The sequence below is a fragment of the Herbiconiux liukaitaii genome, from assembly GCF_041927495.1.
GTDB lineage: Bacteria > Actinomycetota > Actinomycetes > Actinomycetales > Microbacteriaceae > Herbiconiux > Herbiconiux liukaitaii.
On sequence record NZ_JBHFHG010000007.1, the window covers coordinates 82,535 to 102,967 of the forward strand.

Consider the following 20,433-nt stretch of genomic DNA (forward strand, 5'->3'; position numbering starts at 1 on the left):
CTCAGCGGTCACCTCGCGCCTTCCTCTCTTTGAAGCTCCAGGGGATGACCAAGCGTTCGATCACGAAGGTCAGCAGGTACAGCGAGATGCTCAGCACGGCCGTGACGGCCACCGCAGCGAGCACGAGGTCGGTGCGGAACGCGTTCTTCTGCGTCGACATGAAGATGCCGAGACCGGACTGCGCGCCCACGTACTCCGCGAAGATCGCGCCCACCACCGCGTAGGTGATGGAGATGCGCAGGGCGGTGAAGAACGACGGCATCGCCGAGGGGAGCCTCACGAAGGTGAACTCCTTCCACCGGCTCGCGCCCATGCTGCGGAGCAGGTTGCTGGTCTCGCGATCGGCCTTGTTGAAGCCCTCGATGAGCCCCACCACGATGGGGAAGAAGGTCACGAGCGCCACCACGAGGATCTTCGGCAGCAGTCCGAACCCGAACCAGATGATCATGAGCGGCGCGATGGCGATGATCGGGATGGTCTGCGAGGCCACGAGCAGCGGCATGATTCCGCGCCGGAGCACGCCGGAGAAGTCGATCGCCACGGCGATCACCCACGCCACGATGAGCGAGAAGGCGAACCCGATGAGGGTCACCTGCAGGGTGGAGAGGGTGTGGCCCCAGATGATGTCGGCGCGCTCGAAGCCCTCGACCACCACACGCGAGGGGGCGGGCAGCACCTGGGGCCGCATGCCCGTGAGCGTGACCGCTAGCTCCCAGCCCACGAGCAGCAGCACCACGATCACGACGGGCGGCACCACGCTGCCCCAGAACGAGTCGCGGCGCGGGCGCTTGCGCCTGCTCTTCTGCGCGGCGCGCGGCGGCGGGGAGCCGGCAGCGGCCGTTCCCGCCGCGGGCGACGCGCTCTTCCTGTTCTCGACGCTGGTCATCAGGCCTCCACGGTCTCGGGTAGTTGGTTCCAGAACCGGCGCTCGAGCTCGAGAGCGCGGTCGGTGATCTCGAGGGCCCGGTGCTCGGGCAGCCGCGCGTCGTCGACGAGGCGGAGGTGCCGGTCGACGAGCGCGGCGTAGTCGCCGCCGGTGTAGATGTCGACCCACTCCCGGTAGGCGCCCTCCGCGGCGCCGCGGAGGGATTCCAGGGCCACGCCGTAGCCGTAGATGCAGGGCAGCATCGCCACGAGCATCCCGTCGAAGTCGTCGGCGAAGCCGTCGTAGAAGGCGAGGTACTCGGCCGTCTCGGGCGAAGGCCGCACGTCGCTGAAGTCGCAGCCGAAGGGCAGCGCGGCCTGCTTGTGGTGCTCGAGCTCCACGGCGACCACGCCGTGGGCGAGGGCCACGAAGTACTCGAGCGTCTCGTCGTCGGTGGAGGTGGCGGCCAGCCGGCTGTAGTGCCTGGCGTAGGCGCGGAGGTAGAGGTAGTCCTGCTCGAGGTAGTTGCGGAACAGGGCGGGATCGAGGGTGCCGGATCGGATGCCGGCGAGGATGGGCAGATCGGCCCAGCCCGCCACACCCTCCGCGATGATCGCGGTGAGGCGCGCGGAGAGCGGGCGGGCTGGGCTGTCTGTCATGTCGTGTTCTCTGCTCGGGAGCTGATCAGTCGGTCAGGTACTCGTTGGTGTAGAAGCTCGACCAGTCCGGCGCCTCGGTGAGAGTGTTGCCGTCGATGTCGGCGAGCAGGCCGGCCTCGAGGTAGAACTCGCCGAGTCCCGTCCACTGCTCGTCGGTCATGAGGCCGAACTCGCCGTTGTCGTCGAGCATGAAGTCGCTCGAGAGCAGGGTCTGGCTCTCGACCACGAGCTCCTCCTCGGTGAGCACGTCGGGGTTGGCGGCCATGAGGATCTCGGCGCTGCCCTCTGGGTCGGCGATCGCATCCTCGTAGCCCTTGGCGAGAGCCTGCGTGAAGGCCTTCGTGGTCTCGGCGTTCTCGCCCATCCAGGTCTTGTTGCCGAGCACGAGCAGTCCGTAGTTGTCGGGGAAGCCGTAGTCGGTGAACTTGAAGTACTTCATGGGCGTGCCGTTGAGCTCGGCCTCGATGCCCTCCCAGGTCTCGAACGGGATGGTGAAGTCCACGTCGCCCGAGTAGAGCGCCTCGTAGGCGGAGGTGCCGAGGGTCACGTTCTCGAAGTCGCCGGTCCCGCCGTCGGCCTCGATGACGGCCTTGAGGGTGGGTTCCTCAGAGGGGCTGCCGAACCCGGCGTAGGTGAGACCGTCGAGGTCGGCGGGGCTCTGGATGGAGTCGTCGTCGGCGCGCACGCCGATGGCCGTCACCCAGGTCTGGATGGGGGCCATGATCGCCTGCACGTCGGCGCCCGCCGCCATCGAGAAGGTCGACACGTCCTGGAACCCGATGCCGAAGTCGGCGGATCCCGCGTCGATGAGCGTCTCGGGGTAGGAGCCGTTGTAGGGCAGCACCTCCACGTCGAGACCGGCCTCTTCGAAATAGCCCTTCTCGATGGCCACGTAGAGACCGGTGTGGTTGGTGTTGGGCGTCCAGTCGAGGGCGAAGGTGATGGGGGTGAGCTCGCCCTCCGCCACATCGGTGGATTCGGCCGCCGAGCCGCCGCTCGAGCAGGCGGCGAGCAGACCGGCGGTGGCCACGAAGGCCAGTCCGGCGGTGAAGTTCCGCTTCTTCGTCATGTGCGTGGTCCTCTTTCGTTGTCGGGCGGTGCAGGGGGCCTTGCGGTGGTGGGGATGGGGATGGGATGGGCTCAGGTGGGGGGGTTCAGGAGGGGCGGTGCACGACCTCCATGCGCTCGACCGTGCGGCGGAAGGCCGCGTTGGTCTGGCGCACGATCTCGGACTCGTCGACGGTCGTGAGCGTGCGGCCCTGCATGAGCACGCGACCGTTCACGATGGTGGTGTCGACCATGCCGCCGTTCGCGGCGAACACGAGGTGGCTCGTCATGTGCACGGGGGTCTCCCGCAGCATGGGGGTGAACTCCACGGAGTTCGTCTCGACGAGGATCACATCGGCCTTCGCGCCGACCACGAGCTGACCGGTCTCGTGCCCGAGCGCCTTCGCGCCGTTCCTCGTGGCCATGCGCAGCACGTCGGCGGCGGGCATGAGCGAGGAATCCTGACGCTGGGCCCTGTGCACGAGCGAGGAGTACTTCATGACCTCGAACATGTCGGCCGAGTTGTTGCACTCCACGGCGTCGTGGCCGAGCCCCACGTTGATTCCCGCGGCGAGCATCTCGGGCACCCTCGCGATGCCGTTGCCGAGCTTGGCGTTCGAGGAGGGGTTGTGCGAGATGTGGGTGCCGGTCTCGGCCATCATCCTGATCTCGTCGTCGCTCAGGTGCACGCAGTGCGCGGCGACCACGTCGGGGCCGAGCAGTCCGGTCTCGTAGGCGAGCTCGGTGGGCCGCTTGCCGAAGCGCTCGAGGCTGTTCTCGACCTCCGACATCGACTCGTTGAGGTGGATGTGGATGCCGATGCCGAGCTCGTCGGCGAGCCCCCGGGTCTCGCGCAGCAGCTCGGGCGAGGCCAGCGGCAGCCACTCGATGCCGAAGCGCACCTCGATGAGTCCGTTCGCGGCTCCGTGGCTGCGGTGGAAGGCCTCCACGTTGTCCTGCAGGGTGTCGAGCCGGAACTCGTCGAGCGCGATGTCGTTCGACAGCACCACCCGGATGCCGATCTCCTCGGCGGCCACGGCGAGCGCGTCGAGCTTGCGGTACATGTCGTTGACGGTCGTGACGCCGGCCTTGATCGACTCGGTGTAGCTCGCCATGGCGGCCCAGTAGGCCGCGTCGAAGTCGAGGGCGCGGATGAGCGGGTACCAGCACTCGTCGAGGTACTCCCAGAGCGGCAGGTGGTCGTTGTAGCCCTTGCCGAGCGCGGTGTGGAAGTGCAGGTCGATGAGGCCGGGCATCACGATCTTGTCCGTCGCGTCGATCACCGTGTCGCCCGCCGCGGGGGCCGGAGCGTCGGCCACAGGGCCGATCCAGCTGATGCGGTCGTCGTCGAGCACGACGGTGCCGTTCTCGAGGTAGGTGCCCTCGTCGTCGAGCGTGAGGACCATGCCGTTGGTGAGGTGGATGCGGGACATTTCTCGTCTTCCGGGAGGCGATCAGGGTTTCAGATCTAAGATCTTATTTAGAGGTTAGGGGCCCCGGAGGCCCTCTTCAAGCCGAATCGATCAGTGTTCACACGCGGTAACACGCTCGAAACACACCGACCTCAGAGCCGCTCGTCGTCGATCACGAGGCCGCCGCCGAGCCAGCCGACGGCCATGGTCACGAGGTTCGGGCCGGCATCGTGGATGCGCGGGAAGACCGAGGCGTCGATGATCTTGAGGCCCTCGGTGCCGAGCACGTTCAGCCGCCTGTCGACCACGCGGTCGATGCCGCAGCTGCCCACCGGGTGGTTGTAGGTCTCGACCCGTCGGCGCAGCTCGGGCACGAGGTCGGTGGTCTTCCACCAGGCGTCCTCGGGCACCGTGATGATGCCCTCGTCGGCCATGGCGTCGATCACGTCGGCGGTCTTCTGCACCGCGATCGCCATGCGCTCGGCATCCGAGTCGGTGCCGAGGTGGCCGAGACGGATGCGACCGCGGTCGCGGTCCGCCCCCGATTCTCCGCGCGTGATGCTGCCGCGCGCCTCGGGCTGCATGAGGGCGACCGAGACGCTGTAGCCGTTGCGGGGAGCCGAGCGGTCGTAGAGCCAGGTGGAGAACGGGAACACCTGGAACTCGTCGGCCGGGTCGTCGGCGACACCGGCGCGCAGCAGCGATCCGCTCACCGGGCGGGCGAACACGTCGGCCTCGTCGCGCGCCAGCACGTTCATCATGAGCCAGGGGTGATCCTGCAGGCCCTGGCCGATGCCGGGCAGGTCGAAGCCGGAGCGCCAGAGCAGCTCGGGGGTGCCGAACGCACCTCCCGCCACGATCACGAGGTCGGCGGGGAGGATCTCGACGCCGCCGGGGCCGTCGATCTCCACCCCCACGGCGCGGACGCCCTCCATCACGATGCGGCGCACGAACGAGCGGTCCCGCAGGGTCACGCGCGGGCGCACGAGCGGGGCCACGGCGGCGAGCGCTCCCCAGCGGCCCTCCTCGACGCGGTTGGTCGGCCACGGCCCGACACCCTGCGTGTGCGGGGCGTTGTGGTCGGCGCAGTCCGGGTGCCCCGCGTCGCGCGATGCCGCGGCGAACGCGAGGTCGAGAGGGCTCTGCGAGAGGCGTGTGACGCGGATCGGGCCCTCGCTGCCGTGGTACGGCCGGTCGCCGAACTGCTCGTCCGTCTCGATGGCGCGGAGTCCTGGCAGCAGGTCGTCCCACTGCCAGCCCTCGCCCCACGCCTCGAATCCGCTCGGCTGGCCGCGCGAGCCCGCCGCGGCGTTGACGCTCGAGCCGCCGCCGAGCACCTTGCCGCGCACGAGGTGGCGGCCGGAGTCGAGGTCGGTGTAGTCCCAGTCGGCATCCGGGAACGCGTGCTCGTGCAGGTAGCGGTGGGGCACGGGATCCCCCGGATCGGCGCCCGCCTCGATGAGGGTGACCTCGGCCAGGTCGGCCAGCCGGTGGGCGGCGAGCAGGCCGCCGTTGCCTCCACCCGCGATGACGATCCTCATGCCGAGACCTCCGCCTTCTGCGTCGTCTCGTCGAGGCCCAGGAGGGCGGCGAAGTTGCCGCCCATGACCCCGTCGAGCTTCGACTGCGGGATCGGCGGCAGGCCGAGGGCCGCCGCCTCGTCGTTGACGGTCAGGAGCTTCTCGCGGAGGCCCACGGGGTCGTAGAGGAAGCCGGGGAAGTCGGTGCCGAACATGATCTTCTCGAGCGGCACGAAGAACGGTTCCGCGCGGTGCAGGAAGAGGAACAGATCGCGTCTCGTGATGGTGGCGATGTGGTAGCTGATCTCGGTATAGAAGTTCGGATGCTTGGTGAGCATGAACATGGCTTCGTCGATCCACGGGATGCCGCAGTGCGCCATGATCACCGTCAGGTCGCGGAAGTTGCGGCCGATGTCGTCGAGCAGCGCCGGGCGGCCGAGCTCCATCTTCGCGTCGATGCGCGTGGATCCTGCCTGGTGGATCATGACGGGGATGCCGAGATCGCGCGCGGCCGCGAGCACCGGGAAGGCGAGGTCGCGGTCGACGGGCGACCAGTGCTGGTACATCGGGTAGAGCTTCACACCCTGCAGGCCGTCCTCCTGCACCGCGCGGGCGAGCTCGTCGACGGCGGCCTTGACTCCCCGGTAGGCGGGGTTGACCGAGGCGAAGCCGATGATCTTCTCGGGTTCGGCGCGCACGCAGCCGGCGATGTACTCGTTGCACCGCTCGGGGTGCTGCTCCCCCGTGACGTCGGTCTGGCCGAGCACGTCGACCGTGCCCATGAGGCGGCCCTCGAGGTACTGCGGGCTCACGGCGAGCGCCACGATCTTGTCGAAGCCGGGATGCGCCGCCACGGTCTCGTGCGGACCGACCACGCCGAAGCCGTCCTTGCCCTCCGCGGCCTCGATCTCCTCCCACTCGTGGTCCACCGGGCAGCGGTGGCTCGGCAGCTTCCCCTCGGCGCGGTAGATGGTGAGGGAGCCCTCGCGCCCGTAGCGCTTCGTGAAGGCCGCATCCGTGCCCATGGAGAGGATGTGGGTGTGGGCGTCGATCTGGAGGGTCATGGTGGTTCCTATCCGTGGGGCTCGAGGTCGGCCCAGGTGGCTCCGGAGAACCCCTGGTCCCAGAACTGGCGCTCGAGGCGGCAGCCCGTGATGAAGATGTCGGCGGCGCGTCGGCGAGCGGCCTCGGGCATAGCCTCGAGCTCGCGGTCGAAGGAGGCCCGCAGGGTCGTGACCACGGCGTCGTAGGCGTCGGAGGCGAAGAACTCGATCCAGCCGCGGTAGACCGGGTGCGGCACGGCCGTGGCGAGGTGACCGCGTGCGATCTCGCCGTAGCTCCAGGCGCAGGGGAGGAGTGCGGCGGCGATGTCGTTGGCGTCTCCCGCCGAGGCGACGGAGAGCAGCCACGAGGTGTACGCCACCGTGGCGGGGGCGCGCACGAGCTCGCTCTCCGGGCCGGCACCGGCCAGGGCGAGCACGTCGGCGAGCATGCGCTCGTTCTGCGGCAGCTCGACCTTCACGATGTTGACGAGGGCGTCGGTGTACTCCTCGAGCACGACTCCGCTCTGCGAGCGGGAGGCGCCCACGGCGAGCATGCGCGCGTAGTCGGGCAGGTAGAGGAGGTTCTGGGTCACGTAGAAGCGGAACCGCTCGAGCGGGAGGGTGCCGTCGGCGAGACCCCGCGGGAAGGGATGCTCGAGGAGGGCGGGCCACAGGGTGCCCACCGACTCCCGCAGAGCGGCCGTGGTGGCGGGGGCGGAGGCGCTCATCGCGAGACCACCGCTCGCCGCTCGGAGAAGTGCCCGCGCAGGGTCGACCCCTCGTAGGCGGTGCGGAAGACCCCGCGCTCCTGCAGCTCGGGCACCACCTTGTCGACGAACTGCTCGATGCCCTCGGGCAGGGTGGAGGCGTTGACGTTGAAGCCGTCAGCGGCCCGACCCTCGAACCACGTCACGAGCTCGTCGGCGATCGAGGAGGGCGTGCCCACGGCGGTGAAGTGGCCGCCGCCCGCCGAGATGCGCTCGAGCATGGTGCCCACCGACACCGTGCGGCCGTCGTCGTCGACCGAGAGCGTCTGCATCATGACGTACCTGCCCTTCGGGCCCGGGAAGTCGTGGAGCGGGGGCAGCGCCGGCATCGGGTCGTTCGGATCGAGCCCTGCGCAGTCCCGGCCGATGTAGCCGCTCAGCACCGCGAGCTGGCGGTCGAGCGACTTGAGCGAGTCGAGCTGACGCTTCGTGTCGCGGGCCTCGGCCATCGTGTCGCCGATGATCGTGACCACACCGGGCAGCACCACGATGTCGTGCTCGTGCCTGCCGTGCTCGCGGGTGCGCCGCTTGATGTCCTCGTAGTAGTCGCGCGCATCCTCGAGCGTCGAACCGATGCCGTAGATGGCCTCGGCGTAGTGCGCGGCCAGGTCGCGCCCCTCCGGCGAGGCGCCCGCTTGCACCATCACGGGCCGACCCTGAGCGCTCCGCGGGATGTTGAGGGGGCCCTCCACGTCGAAGGCCGCACCGTGGTGGCTCACGGGCGTGAAGGCCGTGGGGTCGAGGAAGTCGCCGCCCACCTTGTCCATGAGCACGGCCTCGCGCGGGTAGCTCTGCCAGAGCGCCAGCAGCACCTCGGCGAACTCGCGGGCGCGGGCGTAGCGCTCGGCGGGCGGCAGCAGCGCGGCCATGCCGTGCAGGGGCGCCTCGGCGTCGCTCTGCGAGGTCACGAGGTTCACGCCCGCGCGGCCGCCACTGAGCAAGTCGAGCGAGGCGAGCGACCTGGCCGCGTTGTAGGGGTCGTGGAAGGAGGCCGAGAGCGTGCCGATGAGGCCGATCCGCGAGGTCTTGGCGGCGAGGTACGAGAGCAGGGTGAGCGGCTCGAAGAGGGAGGCCGAGCTGTTGTGGAGGCCGCCGAAGGTGGCGAGGTGGGAGTCGGCGAGGAACACGGCGTCGAAGAGGCCGCGCTCGCAGGTCTGCGCGAGGGCGGCGAAGGTGTCGGGGTCGAAGGCGCTCTCGACCTCGGTGCCCGGCCGCTGCCAGGCCGCCGGGTGGTGCCCGTAGAGCCGCATGAACAGGTTGAGATGCAGCATGCGCCCGTTGCCGGGCTCGTCGTGTTCGCTCGCCATCAGGCCACCGTCCGGTATCGATCCTCTTAAGATCTAGGATCTAATATCTCGATTACGGTGACGTCACGGTGGTGTTTCCGTCGTGTGTACGGCTCAGGGGCGGTGCTTGTCTAGGGGCGGTGAAGCTCGTGGTCGCTCACGGTGGCGCAGTCCTCGCCGAAAGTGAAGTCGCCGAGCACGCGCTCGCCCGCGAGCACCGCGGGGAGCCAGTACTTGGCGTCATCCCACATGCCGTCGAGGGGCAGTTCGTCGATGGGGTACCAGCTCGGCGAGACCTCGTCGGACTCCTGGGGCTCGCCGCTCCAGCGCGCGCCCACGAAGACCGTGGAGTCCTGGCTCCAGTTCTCCCGATAGGGGAAGGCGAACTTCACGAGCCCCATCTCGGTGAGGTCGCCGGGCTCCACCACGAGGCTCGACTCCTCCTCGATCTCGCGCACGATCGCCTCGAGCGCCGACTCCCCGTGCTCGACCTTGCCGCCGAGCCCCACGATGTTGCCGGATCCGAGCCCCGTCTTCTTGCGACCGAGCAGCACCTCGGTGCGGCCGTCGGCACCCTCGCGCAGGAGGAACGCCACGCAGACCTGGTACGGGGAGACGGGGGACACCTGTGGATGATATCCCCGGCATGTGTTCGGCATGTTTCGGGTTACGGGCGTCGGCGGTGCGGCGTAGCGTGTGCCCCATGAGCTCCACCGATCCGCTGCACCGGGCTCACGCCGAGGCACTCGCCGACATCGGTGACCTCACGGTGGCCATGGAGTCGTTGCGGCGGATGCGCGAGTCGGCGTCGGACGACGACGAGCACGATCCGGAGGGGCCCACCCTCTCGAGCGAGTGGTCGCGCATCCAGGGGCTGCTGAGCGCCGCTGAAGTTCGGCGCGATGAGGCGGATGCCGCGCTCGCGCGTGTGCACGACGGCAGCTACGGGCGATGCCTGCACTGCGGGCGGCAGATCGCCCCGGGCCGACTCGAGGTGCGCCCCACCGCCTCGCTCTGCGTGGAGTGCGCCTCGCCGCGGTGAGGCCGCCTCCCCCTCTCTCATCCACGACAGGAGAACGACATGGACGACAGCACCCACGACTTCATCGAGACCTTCCGCACCTTCCTCGAGGAGGTGGTGCACCGCGAGCGGGCGGAAGACGATGGGCTCTCACCGCTCGGCCAGCTCGTGGAGCAGCACGTGGGGGTGCCCATCCGCGAGCTGCCGGTGATCACGCAGCAGATCGCGGCCCACCGCCTCGTCGACGCCGATCTCGCCCTCTCGTCGCTCGCGGCGGAGTCGGGGGCTGAGCCCCTCGGGGTCTCGGGCGGGCAGATGCGCGACCAGAGCGCCCTGCCCGAGCTCCTGGCCGGATCCCGGCACCAGCGCTTCGCGCCCGGCCCCGTCGACTACGTGTCGGTGGCCGACGGGCCCGATTCCGTGCGTCGGGTGATGTCGTTCGGCCTCGTGCTGCTGCACGTCGACGGACGGCCCGTGGTGGCGCTGCAGCGCGCGGCCAAGCCCGAGCGGGGGCGCTCCTCGGCGTCCGTCGAGGTGCTCTCGGCGGATGCCGAGGTGGCGGGCGCCTTTCTCGCCGAGTTCTCGCGGCGCATGCTCTCGCTCTCGGTGCTGCGCGGGCAGGTGCTCTCGTTCACGGGCAACGAGTACGGCAACGGTGCGGCCGGCGCCACCTTCCTGCACCGGCCGCAGGTGCCGGCGGATGACGTGATCCTGGCCCCGGGGGTGCTCGAGTCGGTGACCCGCCACGTGGTGGGCGTCGGCGAGCAGCGCGAGCGCCTGCTCGAGGCCGGCCAGCACCTCAAGCGCGGAGTGCTGCTCTACGGCCCGCCCGGCACAGGCAAGACCCTCACCGTGCGGCACCTGCTCACCCGCACGCCGGGCACCACGGCGGTGCTCCTCACCGGCCCGAGCATCCGCTTCATCACCGAGGCGGCCGAGCTCGCCCGCGCCATGCAGCCGGCCATCGTGGTGCTCGAAGACGTCGATCTCGTGGCGCAGGAGCGCGGCCTGCACGGCCCCCAGCCGCTGCTCTTCGCCGTGCTCGACGCCCTGGACGGGCTCGACGGAGACGCGGATGTGGCGTTCGTGCTCACCACGAACCGGGTCGAGATGCTCGAGCGCGCCCTGGCCGAGCGGCCGGGGCGGGTCGACCTGGCGGTGGAGGTGGCGCTGCCCGACGACGACTCCCGACGACGGTTGTTCCGGCGCTACGCCGCGGGGCTCCCGCTGAGCACCGAGGCGCTCGACGCGGCAGCGGATCGGGCCGCGGGCACCACGGGCTCGTTCGCCAAGGAGCTCGTGCGGCGGGCCGTGCTCACCGCGGCCGAGGAGTCGCGCGAGGTCACCGACGCCGACCTCGCCGCGGCCCTCAACGGCCTGCTCGACGCGAGCGCCCACCTCACCCGCAGCCTCCTCGGCGGCGGAGGCAGCGGCGCCGGCGGAGGCCGTGCCGGCGCTGCGGGCCCCGGCGTGCACCAGCACGTGCACGAGACGAGCACATCGCACGGCGGCAGCTGGACCGCCTACGCACCCCTCTCGGGTCAGACCTTCGAGCCCTGATCGTCCCCGTCGCCCTCGCCGCGGAGCTCCCACGGCAGAGGCCCTTCGAACTCGATCGGCTCGTCGGGAGGGGTGTCGAACCCGCCCGGCCGCTGCACACGACCGAAGAAGCCCATCTGGTTCGACTTGGTGAGCACGGTGTCCGGATCCGACACCTCACCCGCCTCCGCAGCCGCGCCCCGTCGGCCGAAGTAGCGGTCGCGCAGGCGCTGGTTGAAGCTCTTCCTCTGTGCTTCGTCGCTCATCAGAGGTGCTTCAGCATGCGGGTGTTGCCGAGGGTGTTCGGCTTGACGCGGGCGAGGTCGAGGAACTCCGCCACGCCTTCGTCCGGCGAGCGCACGAGTTCGGCGTAGACCTCGGGCTCCACGAGGGCCAGCGGTGAGGCGGTGTAGCCGTTGCGTTCGAAGAACGGCACTTCGAACGTGAGGCAGAACAGGCGCGAGAGGCCGAGTTCGATCGCATCCGCCTCGATGCGCTCGAGCAGGGCACGGCCCACGCCGCGGCCGAGCCAGTCCTCGTGCACGGCGAGAGTGCGCACCTCGCCGAGGTCCTCCCAGAACACGTGCAGGGCGCCGCAGCCCACGGGGGTGCCGTCGGCGGTCTCCGCGATGCGGAACTCCTGCACGGCCTCGTAGAACACCACGGCGTCCTTGCCGAGCAGGATGCGTCGCTGCACCAGGGGCTCCACCACTGACTGGATCCACGGGACATCGCTGGTGCGCGCCCGCCTTACGGTCACGGGCGCCTTACTCGAACTCATCCCCCCAGCGTAATCCCGGCCGGGCACGGCGAACGGACGGCGGAGGGACCCTCAGAGACGACGAAGGGCCGACCACCGAAGTGGCCGGCCCCTCGAGGGGTGGTGCTGAGTGCTAGTCGAGATCGCCCAGGGCGGCCGCGGCTGCTGCCGCGGAGGCCTGGGAGTCGGCGCCCGTGATGGCACCGGCGCCGATTGCGACGGGCTCCCGCGAGGTCTGCGTGAACACGAACTTGCCGTCGATGAAGTCGACGTGCACGTGGTCGCCCGCGTTGAGCTCACCCTGCAGGATGCGCTCGGAGAGCTGGTCCTCCACCTCGTGCTGGATGGCACGACGCAGCGGCCGGGCACCGAGCGACGGGTCGAACCCGACCTCGATGAGGCGCTCCTTGGCGGGCACCGTGAGCTCGATCGTCATGTCGCGGTCGAGCAGACGGTCGCGCAGGCGCTTGACGAAGAGATCGACGATCTGCAGCAGCTCGACCTTGTTGAGCTGCGGGAACACGATCGTGTCGTCGACGCGGTTGAGGAACTCCGGCTTGAAGTTCTTCTTCAGCTCCTCCGAGACCTTCGCCTTCATGCGGTCGTACGAGGTCGCCTCGTTGCCCGACACCTGGAAACCGATGGGCGAGCCCGTGATGTCCTTCGTGCCGAGGTTGGTCGTCATGATGATGACCGTGTTCTTGAAGTCGACCACTCGACCCTGGCCGTCCGTGAGGCGGCCTTCCTCCAGCACCTGGAGCAGCGAGTTGAAGATGTCGGGGTGGGCCTTCTCGATCTCGTCGAACAGCACCACGGAGAACGGCTTGCGGCGCACCTTCTCGGTGAGCTGGCCGCCCTCCTCGAAGCCGACGAACCCGGGAGGGGCACCGAAGAGCCGCGAGACGGTGTGCTTCTCGCCGTACTCCGACATGTCGAGCGAGATGAGTGCGTTCTCGTCGTCGAAGAGGAACTCGGCGAGCGCCTTGGCGAGCTCGGTCTTACCGACACCCGTGGGGCCGGCGAAGATGAACGAGCCCGAGGGGCGCTTCGGGTCCTTGAGGCCGGCACGCGTACGACGGATCGTGCGCGACAGTGCGGCGATGGCCTCGTTCTGACCGATGACCCGCTGGTGCAGGGCCTTCTCCATGAACACGAGGCGAGCCGACTCCTCCTCGGTGAGCTTGAACACCGGGATGCCCGTGGCCTGGGCCAGCACCTCGGCGATCAGGCCCTCGTCGACGATGCCGGACGTCTGCACGTCTCCGGCCTTCCACTGCTTCTCGAGACGAAGACGCTCACCGAGCAGGTTCTTCTCCTCGTCGCGGAGCGAGGCGGCCTTCTCGAAGTCCTGATCCTCGATCGCGGCCTCCTTCTGGCCGCGCACGGCGGCGATGCGCTCGTCGAACTCGCGCAGCTCCGGCGGGGCCGAGAGGATCGAGAGGCGCAGGCGTGCGCCGGCCTCGTCGATCAGGTCGATCGCCTTGTCGGGCAGGAAGCGGTCCTGCACGTAGCGGTCGGCGAGGTTCGCGGCGGCCACGATCGCGCCATCCGTGATCGACACCTTGTGGAACGCCTCGTACTTGTCGCGGAGGCCCTTCAGGATGTTGATCGCGTGGGGCAGCGACGGCTCGGCGACCTGGATGGGCTGGAAGCGGCGCTCGAGAGCGGCATCCTTCTCGAAGTGCTTGCGGTACTCATCGAGCGTGGTGGCACCGATGGTCTGCAGCTCACCGCGGGCGAGCAGCGGCTTGAGGATCGACGCGGCGTCGATGGCGCCCTCGGCCGCACCGGCGCCCACGAGGGTGTGGATCTCGTCGATGAAGGTGATGATGTCGCCGCGGGTGCGGATCTCCTTGGTGACCTTCTTCAGGCGCTCCTCGAAGTCACCGCGGTAGCGGCTGCCGGCGATGAGCGAACCGAGGTCGAGCGTGTAGAGCTGCTTGTCCTTGAGCGTCTCGGGCACGTCTCCGCGCACGATGGCCTGGGCGAGGCCCTCGACCACGGCGGTCTTGCCGACGCCGGGCTCACCGATCAGCACGGGGTTGTTCTTGGAGCGGCGCGAGAGGATCTGCATGACCCGCTCGATCTCCTTCTCGCGGCCGATCACGGGGTCGAGCTTGTTGTCGCGCGCGGCCTGCGTGAGGTTGCGCCCGAACTGGTCGAGGATCTGGGATCCCTTGTCGGGGGCCTGGTCGTTGCCGCCGACGGCGACCTGCTCCTTGCCCTGGTAGCCGGAGAGCAGCTGGATGACCTGCTGGCGCACCCGGTTGAGGTCGGCGCCCAGCTTCACGAGCACCTGGGCTGCGACGCCCTCGCCCTCGCGGATGAGCCCGAGCAGGATGTGCTCGGTGCCGATGTAGTTGTGGCCGAGCTGCAGGGCCTCGCGGAGCGAGAGCTCGAGCACCTTCTTGGCACGCGGCGTGAAGGGGATGTGCCCCGTGGGCTGCTGCTGGCCCTGGCCGATGATGTCCTGGACCTGCTCGCGCACGGCGTCGAGCGAGATGTTCAGCGACTCGAGCGCCTTGGCAGCGACACCCTCGCCCTCGTGGATGAGACCGAGCAGGATGTGCTCGGTGCCGATGTAGTTGTGGTTGAGCATCTTGGCTTCTTCTTGCGCCAAGACGACGACACGACGGGCTCGGTCGGTGAATCTCTCAAACATGTCAGTCTCCCTGGTCGCCAGGGCAGGTGGATGGCGACCGTTACGAAGAGACTAGCCAGCGAACAGGGGCCCGACAGCCCCTGTTCGCCGTGGGCGTGATACCACTCGTGGATCGCAGCGGAGCAGGGAGCGAGAGGGCGATGGCTGCGGGCGATCCCGTGCCTAGGATGGCGGCATGAGCAACCTCGAGGTCGAGCCGCGCGAGACCGAGGTGACCTGCGACGCCGTCGAGGCGGGCGCCTCCCCCGTGCAGATCATCGCGCCGCGCGAGGTGCCGCTCGGCGGTCCGCGTGCCATGACCGTGCACCGCACGCTGCCGAGCCGCGCCCGCACCCTCATCGGAGCGTGGTGCTTCGTCGACCACTACGGACCCTCGGATGTCTCGGTGACGGGCGGCATGGTGGTGCCGCCGCATCCGCACACCGGCCTGCAGACCGTGAGCTGGCTGTTCGAGGGCGAGATCGAGCACCGCGACAGCGTGGGCAGCCACGCGTTCGTGCGGCCGGGCGAGCTCAACCTCATGACGGCTGGCCACGGCATCTCGCACTCCGAGGTCTCCACCGAGGCCACCTCCACCCTGCACGGCGTGCAGCTGTGGGTGGCGCTCCCCGAGGGCTCGCGCGAGGTCGATCCGTTCTTCGAGAACCGCGCAGCGGAGTGGACGGATGTCGGCGACGCGCGCGCGGGCGTCTTCCTGGGCGAGCTCGCGGGATCCCGAGTCGACGCCACGACGTTCACTCCCCTCGTGGCCGCCGAGATCGTGCTGCCCGCCGGCGGTCGCTGCGAGCTGCCGCTCGACCCCTCCTTCGAGTACGGCGTGCTCGTGGATGCGGGGCCTGCGTTCGTGGCGGGCACCGAGGTGGCCCGCACCGAGCTGGCGTACATGGGTCTCGGTCGCGATGCCGTGAGCCTCGAAGCCGGCGCCGATGCGGGTGCCGGCGGCGTGCGTCTGCTGCTCATCGGAGGGGCGCCGCTCGACGAGCACATCCTCATGTGGTGGAACTTCGTGGGCCGCTCCCACGACGAGATCGTGGCCTACCGCGCCGCCTGGCAGCACGAGGCAGGCCTCGCGCCCGCGCCCGCCGACCGCACCGCACCCGACGCGGCGCATCCGGAGCCCGCCCGCTTCGGCGCCACCGACCACCACTTCGCGGGAAGCCCCCTGCCGGCCCCCGAGCTCCCCACGGTGCGCCTCAAACCCCGCACCTAGCCTCGCGCCCAGCCCCGGGGGGGGGAGGCTACTGGATGGCGGAGGTGAGGCGGGCGAGGTTGTCGAGGATGGTGGAGCGGAGCGGCTGCTTGTGCCACTCCTCGAGCGTGAGCTCGCGGCTCACCGCACGGTAGCCGTCTTCGACCGTCCGCATCGCGTCGACGAACGTGCGGCCGCGCACCATGAGCGAGACCTCCATGTTGAGGCTGAACGAGCGCATGTCCATGTTGCTCGAGCCGATCACGGCCACGTCGTCGTCGATCGTGAAGTGCTTCGAGTGCAGGATGTACGGCGCCTGGTACATGTAGATGCGCACTCCGGCGCGCAGCAGCACCTCGTAGTACGAGCGCTGAGCGTGGTAGACGAGCGCCTGGTCACCGATCTCGGAGACGAAGAGCTCCACCACGAGCCCGCGCTGGGTGGCGGTGGTGATGGCGTAGAGCATGGCGTCATCGGGCACGAAGTAGGGGCTCGTGATGATGATGCGCTTCTGGGCGGCGTAGAGCAGCGAGAGGAACAAGCGCAGGTTGTTCTCGCCCTCGAATCCGGGGCCGGACGGCACGACCTGCATGTCGAGCGCCTGCGGATCCTTGTCGATGATCTCGTCGGTGATGGCGCGGGTCTCGCGCAGCAGCAGCTCGTTCGACTCGCTGTACCAGTCGGTGATGAAGATGGCGTTGATGCCCGTCACGATCGGCCCCTCGAGGCGGGTCATGAGGTCTTTCCACTTGAGGCCGCGCCTGAGGTTGGAGGGCTTGTTGTAGCTGCGGTCGACCACGTTCTGCGACCCCATGTAGGCCACCTCGCCGTCGACCACGAGGATCTTGCGGTGGTTGCGCAGATCCGGCCGTTGCCATTTGCCCTTGAGCGGCTGCACCGGGAGCATGTAGTGCCATTTGACGCCCGCCGCGTCGAGCATCTTCGCCGTCTTGCGGTGACCGGGTGCCCGCACCGAGGCGATGTGGTCGAGCAGCACACGCACGGTGACGCCGCGCTTGACGGCCGCGGCGAGCGCCTCGAAGAAGGGCTTCGTGGTGGCGTCGTACGAGAGGATGTAGAACTCGGCGTGCACGTAGCGGTGCGCGTTGTCGATGTCCTCGGTCATGCGGCGGATCGACTCGTCGTACTCCCCGAGCAGGGTGGCGTCGTTGCCGCCCACGAGGGGCATGGCGCCGAGGGTGCGATTGAGCTCCACGACGTTCTTGAACCATGGCGGCCACGGGTGGTCGTCGCTGACCCGCTCGATGCCCTCTGTGGTCTCGATGATGAACTCGTTGATGGCGTGCTGCTTGTCGCGCCTGGCCTTCGGGAGCTTGTAGCTGCCGATGAGCAGGAACAGCAGGAATCCCGCGAACGGCAGCACGAAGATGGCCATGAGCCAGGCGATGCCCGTGGAGGGTCTCCGGTTGCGTGGCACCACGATGACCGCGATCACGCGGAGCACCAGGTCGAGTGCGAGGAGCACGAGGGCCACCATCGCGGCCACATCCACACTCGACACGTCGGCCTCCCCCTGGGCCCTCTGCCCACAGGGATACCGTAGCGGCTACTCGGCGGCGGTCTTCTCCACGGGCAGTCCGAGTCGTGCGCGCTCCTCGGCCTCGACCCTGGCGAGCGCCTTGCGCTCGGACTTGTCGGCCCTGATGACGGATCGCATGATGAACCAGAACACCACACCGAGCAGGATGGTGGGGGTCACGGCGTAGATCGCGGGCCAGAAGTCGTTCATCGCGTCAAGGATACGTCACCCACCCTGGGTGATGAGCTGGAAGATCCCGGAGCCGAGGAGGTAGAGGCCGAAGCCTCCGGCCACGAGCCAGATGGCCACTCGCGTCATGGTGGGCTTGCGGGGGTCGTTCTCGTCGGCGGGGGGCTTGCCGCCGGCCTGCTCGGCCGCCTTCTGCTTGTTCTCGCGCTCGGTCTTGCCTGGTTCGAACGGATCGGGCTTGGCGCCACCGAGAAAGCTCATGCCCTCATTCTCCCCGCCGACGCGCCGAAGCGGCTACCGGCCGGCTCACTTGACCAGGGGGAACAGGATCGTCTCGCGGATGCCGAGACCCGTGAGGGCCATGAGCAGCCGGTCGATGCCCATGCCCATGCCGCCCGAGGGGGGCATGCCGAACTCGAGTGCGCGCAGGAACTCCTCGTCGAGGCGCATGGCCTCGTCGTCTCCCGCGGCACCCTGCCTGGCCTGCTCCACGAAGCGCTCGCGCTGGATTACAGGGTCGACGAGCTCGGAGTAGCCGGTGGCCAGCTCGAAGCCGCGGATGTACAGATCCCACTTCTCGACCACGCCGTCGATGCTGCGGTGGGCGCGGGTGAGGGGGCTCGTCTCCACCGGGAAGTCGAGCACGAACGTGGGGCGGGTGAGGCCGCCCTTCACGAAGTGCTCCCACAGCTCCTCCACGAGCTTGCCGTGGTTCGGCAGGTGCACCTCCACGCCCTCGCGCTCGGCGAGCTCGAGCAGCTCGGCGACCCCCGTGGCGGGCGTGATCTCGACTCCGGCCGCCTCGGAGAGCGAGCCGTACATGCTGATGCGATCCCACTCGCCGCCGAGGTCGTACTCGGTGCCGTCGGCCCACGTGACCACGTGCGAACCGGCCACGGCGAGCGCGGCGTTCTGGATGAGCGTCTGCGTGAGCTCGGCGATGGAGGTGTAGTCGCCGTAGGCCTCGTAGGCCTCGAGCATGGCGAACTCGGGGCTGTGGGTGGAGTCGGCGCCCTCGTTGCGGAAGTTGCGGTTGATCTCGAACACCCGGTCGATGCCGCCCACCACGGCGCGCTTGAGGAACAGCTCGGGGGCGATGCGCAGGAACAGCTCGGTGTCGAACGCGTTGGAGTGGGTGGAGAAGGGGCGGGCCGCAGCTCCCCCGTGCATGGTCTGCAGCATGGGCGTCTCGACCTCGAGGTACTGCCGCTCGCTGAAAGTGCGGCGGAGCGAAGCCATGGTCTCGGCGCGCGTGCGCACCACCTGGCGGGCCTGGTCGCGCACGATGAGGTCGAGGTAGCGGTTGCGCATGCGCGTCTCCTCGGAGAGCTCCGAGTGCAGGTTCGGCAACGGCAGGATGGCCTTCGAGGCGATCTTCCACTCCGTGGCCATGATGCTCAGCTCGCCGCGGCGCGACGAGATGACCTCGCCGGCCACGAACAGGTGGTCGCCGAGGTCGACGAGTTCCTTGAAGTCGGCGAGCGACTCCTCGCCCACGTTCGCGAGCGAGAGCATGGCCTGGATGCGCGTGCCGTCGCCCGACTGCAGCGAGACGAAGCAGAGCTTGCCGGTGTTGCGGAGGAAGACCACGCGGCCCGCGATGCCGACCGTCTCGCCCGAGACCTCGTCGGCGGCGAGGTGGCCCCACTGCGCGCGCACGGCCGGGATGGTGGTGGTGATCGGCACGGCAACGGGATACGCCTCGGCGCCGGAGTCGTTGAGCTTGTCGCGCTTGGCGAGCCGCACGGCCTTCTGCTCGGAGACCTCCGCCTCGGCGGCGGCGAGCTCCTCGGCGGCGCGGGCCTCTGCGGCCGCGTCGTCGATGGCGCTGCCCGCCTCGGCGGCGACCGGGGCGGACGGGGTGTTCTCGGCGGGTGCTGCGGTCATTCCGAAGGGTCTCCTTGAAGTCGGGCCCAGTGTACCCGGCAGGGGCGGTGGCGAAGGGCATCGGCTATCGTCGTGGGATGACTGCGGAGAGGCGCTCGAGGCACCGCGCGACTCTGCTCGCGGGCATCGTGGCGGCGAGCGCGCTGCTGCTCACGGCCTGCACGGGTGGTGCGGGCGACACCGGATCGACGGTCGCCGGCACGGTCGCCCCGCCCGAGGCGAGCGCAGCGGCGCCGGCCGACGAGGGCAGTGCAGACGGGGGTGGTGCGGACGCAGACGGTGCCGACGCTGACAGTGCAGGCGAGGGCGGCGCCACCACGTGGGCGCCCGAACCGCTGCCGGGCAACGCCGTGCTCGCCACGGGCACCTTCGACTCCCCCGAGGGCGCCGTGGTGGGCAACATCGCGATCGTCACCGATGCCGAGCGCAACGTGGAGATCGTGCTCTCCGACTTCGCCCTCGACGGGGCCGCGCTCGGTGAGCGCCCCGTGCAGCTCACCCTGCTCTCCGAGCCCATCGGCGAGATCGGCTGCTACGACACCGCGGGCTACTCGTTCCAGCCCGCGCCGCCCACGGGCGACGCCGAGCAGCGCACGCCCATGGGGCCCATGGACGAGCTGCCGAGCGGGGATCCGAGCTTCCTCGACCAGGCCGTCGTGTACGCGGTCGCCGATCCGTCGACCCTGCCCGCCGGCTGCTACGGCGACACGGTGGCGATCGCCGACCTCGAGTGGCTGACGCCCCAGGATGTGCCCGACACCGAGGACTCGGGCATCCGCGCGGGCGCCACGGGCGAGGCGGTCTCGGACGAGGAGGGCCGCCTCACGTCGTACGTGGTGGAGGAGGGCGACACTCTCTCGCAGATCGCGGAGCGGTTCGGGGTGTCGGAGCAGGCGATCCTCTACCTCAACGCGGGCCGCATCGGGCAGGGCGGGGTGCTCGACGACGTGGAGGTCGCCGCGGGCGAGACGCTGAACCTCTCCCCTGCTGCGCGCTGACGCTGCGCTTCCAGGCGCCACGGGCTCAGGCACCGGGGCCCAGGCCGGG

Annotated in this window: 20 protein-coding genes; 4 read left to right on the forward strand and 16 right to left on the reverse strand. The window is 69.5% G+C overall.

The window, feature by feature from the left end; translation table 11 throughout:
* Position 1: 1 nt before the first annotated feature.
* The 9 genes from ACEXQC_RS14775 to ACEXQC_RS14815 form a co-directional block, all read right to left on the reverse strand.
* Entirely contained in the window at positions 2-886 is an 885-nt protein-coding gene (locus tag ACEXQC_RS14775) for an ABC transporter permease (RefSeq protein WP_374823889.1), read from the reverse strand.
* A complete protein-coding gene (locus ACEXQC_RS14780; RefSeq protein WP_374823892.1) occupies positions 886-1,524 on the reverse strand; it encodes a TenA family protein in 639 nt (212 codons plus the stop codon). The genes ACEXQC_RS14775 and ACEXQC_RS14780 overlap by 1 nt, the downstream gene beginning before the upstream one ends.
* 25 nt (positions 1,525-1,549) lie before the next feature.
* Positions 1,550-2,593 (reverse strand): ABC transporter substrate-binding protein, encoded by a 1,044-nt coding sequence (locus ACEXQC_RS14785; RefSeq protein ID WP_374823895.1) that lies wholly within the window; start codon positions 2,591-2,593, stop codon positions 1,550-1,552.
* An 85-nt stretch (positions 2,594-2,678) separates the two neighbouring features.
* Positions 2,679-4,004, reverse strand: a complete 1,326-nt coding sequence (locus ACEXQC_RS14790) for an amidohydrolase family protein (protein ID WP_374823898.1) — start codon at positions 4,002-4,004, stop codon at positions 2,679-2,681.
* A 131-nt stretch (positions 4,005-4,135) separates the two neighbouring features.
* The gene (locus ACEXQC_RS14795; protein ID WP_374823901.1) at positions 4,136-5,524 is read right to left on the reverse strand and encodes a GMC family oxidoreductase; all 1,389 of its coding nucleotides are present in this window, start codon (positions 5,522-5,524) and stop codon (positions 4,136-4,138) included.
* Positions 5,521-6,567 carry an amidohydrolase family protein gene (locus ACEXQC_RS14800; protein ID WP_374823904.1) on the reverse strand — a complete coding sequence of 349 codons (1,047 nt, stop codon included), beginning with the start codon at positions 6,565-6,567 and terminating at the stop codon, positions 5,521-5,523. Before ACEXQC_RS14800 ends, ACEXQC_RS14795 begins: the two co-directional genes overlap by 4 nt.
* A gap of 8 nt (positions 6,568-6,575) precedes the next feature.
* Complete coding sequence (tenA, locus tag ACEXQC_RS14805; protein ID WP_374823907.1) at positions 6,576-7,274, reverse strand: thiaminase II; 699 nt, start codon at positions 7,272-7,274, stop codon at positions 6,576-6,578.
* Positions 7,271-8,620, reverse strand: a complete 1,350-nt coding sequence (locus ACEXQC_RS14810) for an NtaA/DmoA family FMN-dependent monooxygenase (RefSeq protein ID WP_374823910.1) — start codon at positions 8,618-8,620, stop codon at positions 7,271-7,273. Before ACEXQC_RS14810 ends, tenA begins: the two co-directional genes overlap by 4 nt.
* Positions 8,621-8,730: 110 nt before the next feature.
* Entirely contained in the window at positions 8,731-9,225 is a 495-nt protein-coding gene (locus tag ACEXQC_RS14815; protein ID WP_374823918.1) for an 8-oxo-dGTP diphosphatase, read from the reverse strand.
* Positions 9,226-9,302: 77 nt separating this feature from the next.
* Between ACEXQC_RS14815 and ACEXQC_RS14820 the strand changes: the two genes are divergently transcribed.
* Together ACEXQC_RS14820 and ACEXQC_RS14825 are read left to right on the forward strand one after the other, a co-directional pair.
* The gene (locus ACEXQC_RS14820; protein ID WP_374823921.1) at positions 9,303-9,641 is read left to right on the forward strand and encodes a TraR/DksA family transcriptional regulator; all 339 of its coding nucleotides are present in this window, start codon (positions 9,303-9,305) and stop codon (positions 9,639-9,641) included.
* Positions 9,642-9,680: 39 nt separating this feature from the next.
* Positions 9,681-11,180, forward strand: a complete 1,500-nt coding sequence (locus ACEXQC_RS14825; RefSeq protein ID WP_374823924.1) for an AAA family ATPase — start codon at positions 9,681-9,683, stop codon at positions 11,178-11,180.
* On the opposite strand, the gene ACEXQC_RS14830 is transcribed toward ACEXQC_RS14825, so the two are convergent.
* The 3 genes from ACEXQC_RS14830 to ACEXQC_RS14840 all read right to left on the reverse strand — a co-directional run bounded on the left by ACEXQC_RS14830 (position 11,162) and on the right by ACEXQC_RS14840 (position 14,581).
* Positions 11,162-11,425 carry a hypothetical protein gene (locus tag ACEXQC_RS14830; RefSeq protein ID WP_374823926.1) on the reverse strand — a complete coding sequence of 88 codons (264 nt, stop codon included), beginning with the start codon at positions 11,423-11,425 and terminating at the stop codon, positions 11,162-11,164. The genes ACEXQC_RS14825 and ACEXQC_RS14830 overlap by 19 nt on opposite strands.
* Positions 11,425-11,940, reverse strand: a complete 516-nt coding sequence (locus ACEXQC_RS14835) for an amino-acid N-acetyltransferase (RefSeq protein ID WP_374823929.1) — start codon at positions 11,938-11,940, stop codon at positions 11,425-11,427. The genes ACEXQC_RS14830 and ACEXQC_RS14835 overlap by 1 nt, the downstream gene beginning before the upstream one ends.
* A gap of 112 nt (positions 11,941-12,052) precedes the next feature.
* The gene (locus tag ACEXQC_RS14840) at positions 12,053-14,581 is read right to left on the reverse strand and encodes an ATP-dependent Clp protease ATP-binding subunit (protein WP_374823932.1); all 2,529 of its coding nucleotides are present in this window, start codon (positions 14,579-14,581) and stop codon (positions 12,053-12,055) included.
* A gap of 175 nt (positions 14,582-14,756) precedes the next feature.
* Here ACEXQC_RS14840 and ACEXQC_RS14845 point away from each other — a divergent pair, with 175 nt between their 5' ends.
* On the forward strand, positions 14,757-15,791 hold the full coding sequence (locus ACEXQC_RS14845; protein ID WP_374823935.1) for a pirin family protein: 1,035 nt from the start codon (positions 14,757-14,759) through the stop codon (positions 15,789-15,791).
* A gap of 28 nt (positions 15,792-15,819) precedes the next feature.
* Here the strand turns inward: ACEXQC_RS14845 and cls are convergent, their stop codons facing one another.
* The 4 genes from cls to lysS all read right to left on the reverse strand — a co-directional run bounded on the left by cls (position 15,820) and on the right by lysS (position 19,386).
* Entirely contained in the window at positions 15,820-17,268 is a 1,449-nt protein-coding gene (gene cls / locus ACEXQC_RS14850; RefSeq protein ID WP_374824868.1) for a cardiolipin synthase, read from the reverse strand.
* A 69-nt stretch (positions 17,269-17,337) separates the two neighbouring features.
* Positions 17,338-17,520, reverse strand: a complete 183-nt coding sequence (locus ACEXQC_RS14855) for a hypothetical protein (protein ID WP_374823938.1) — start codon at positions 17,518-17,520, stop codon at positions 17,338-17,340.
* 15 nt (positions 17,521-17,535) lie between these two features.
* Entirely contained in the window at positions 17,536-17,760 is a 225-nt protein-coding gene (locus ACEXQC_RS14860) for a hypothetical protein (protein ID WP_374823941.1), read from the reverse strand.
* Positions 17,761-17,805: 45 nt separating this feature from the next.
* Complete coding sequence (gene lysS, locus ACEXQC_RS14865; protein ID WP_374823944.1) at positions 17,806-19,386, reverse strand: lysine--tRNA ligase; 1,581 nt, start codon at positions 19,384-19,386, stop codon at positions 17,806-17,808.
* A 77-nt stretch (positions 19,387-19,463) separates the two neighbouring features.
* On the opposite strand from lysS, the gene ACEXQC_RS14870 reads away from it, so the two are divergent.
* The gene (locus ACEXQC_RS14870; RefSeq protein WP_374823947.1) at positions 19,464-20,384 is read left to right on the forward strand and encodes a LysM peptidoglycan-binding domain-containing protein; all 921 of its coding nucleotides are present in this window, start codon (positions 19,464-19,466) and stop codon (positions 20,382-20,384) included.
* The last annotated feature ends 49 nt before the right edge of the window (positions 20,385-20,433 follow it).

Bases quoted from the DNA above. Each gene is read 5' to 3' on its own strand.
- ACEXQC_RS14825 (WP_374823924.1), top strand. From the start codon at position 9,681: ATGGACGACAGCACCCACGACTTCATCGAGACCTTCCGCACCTTCCTC.
- ACEXQC_RS14870 (WP_374823947.1), top strand. From the start codon at position 19,464: ATGACTGCGGAGAGGCGCTCGAGGCACCGCGCGACTCTGCTCGCGGGC.
- ACEXQC_RS14780 (WP_374823892.1), bottom strand. From the start codon at position 1,524: ATGACAGACAGCCCAGCCCGCCCGCTCTCCGCGCGCCTCACCGCGATC.
- ACEXQC_RS14800 (WP_374823904.1), bottom strand. From the start codon at position 6,567: ATGACCCTCCAGATCGACGCCCACACCCACATCCTCTCCATGGGCACG.
- ACEXQC_RS14785 (WP_374823895.1), bottom strand. From the start codon at position 2,593: ATGACGAAGAAGCGGAACTTCACCGCCGGACTGGCCTTCGTGGCCACC.
- lysS (WP_374823944.1), bottom strand. From the start codon at position 19,386: ATGACCGCAGCACCCGCCGAGAACACCCCGTCCGCCCCGGTCGCCGCC.
- ACEXQC_RS14840 (WP_374823932.1), bottom strand. From the start codon at position 14,581: ATGTTTGAGAGATTCACCGACCGAGCCCGTCGTGTCGTCGTCTTGGCG.
- ACEXQC_RS14790 (WP_374823898.1), bottom strand. From the start codon at position 4,004: ATGTCCCGCATCCACCTCACCAACGGCATGGTCCTCACGCTCGACGAC.
- ACEXQC_RS14830 (WP_374823926.1), bottom strand. From the start codon at position 11,425: ATGAGCGACGAAGCACAGAGGAAGAGCTTCAACCAGCGCCTGCGCGAC.
- ACEXQC_RS14795 (WP_374823901.1), bottom strand. From the start codon at position 5,524: ATGAGGATCGTCATCGCGGGTGGAGGCAACGGCGGCCTGCTCGCCGCC.
- cls (WP_374824868.1), bottom strand. From the start codon at position 17,268: ATGGTGGCCCTCGTGCTCCTCGCACTCGACCTGGTGCTCCGCGTGATC.
- ACEXQC_RS14835 (WP_374823929.1), bottom strand. From the start codon at position 11,940: ATGAGTTCGAGTAAGGCGCCCGTGACCGTAAGGCGGGCGCGCACCAGC.
- ACEXQC_RS14775 (WP_374823889.1), bottom strand. From the start codon at position 886: ATGACCAGCGTCGAGAACAGGAAGAGCGCGTCGCCCGCGGCGGGAACG.
- ACEXQC_RS14820 (WP_374823921.1), top strand. From the start codon at position 9,303: ATGAGCTCCACCGATCCGCTGCACCGGGCTCACGCCGAGGCACTCGCC.
- tenA (WP_374823907.1), bottom strand. From the start codon at position 7,274: ATGAGCGCCTCCGCCCCCGCCACCACGGCCGCTCTGCGGGAGTCGGTG.
- ACEXQC_RS14860 (WP_374823941.1), bottom strand. From the start codon at position 17,760: ATGAGCTTTCTCGGTGGCGCCAAGCCCGATCCGTTCGAACCAGGCAAG.
- ACEXQC_RS14810 (WP_374823910.1), bottom strand. From the start codon at position 8,620: ATGGCGAGCGAACACGACGAGCCCGGCAACGGGCGCATGCTGCATCTC.
- ACEXQC_RS14845 (WP_374823935.1), top strand. From the start codon at position 14,757: ATGAGCAACCTCGAGGTCGAGCCGCGCGAGACCGAGGTGACCTGCGAC.
- ACEXQC_RS14855 (WP_374823938.1), bottom strand. From the start codon at position 17,520: ATGAACGACTTCTGGCCCGCGATCTACGCCGTGACCCCCACCATCCTG.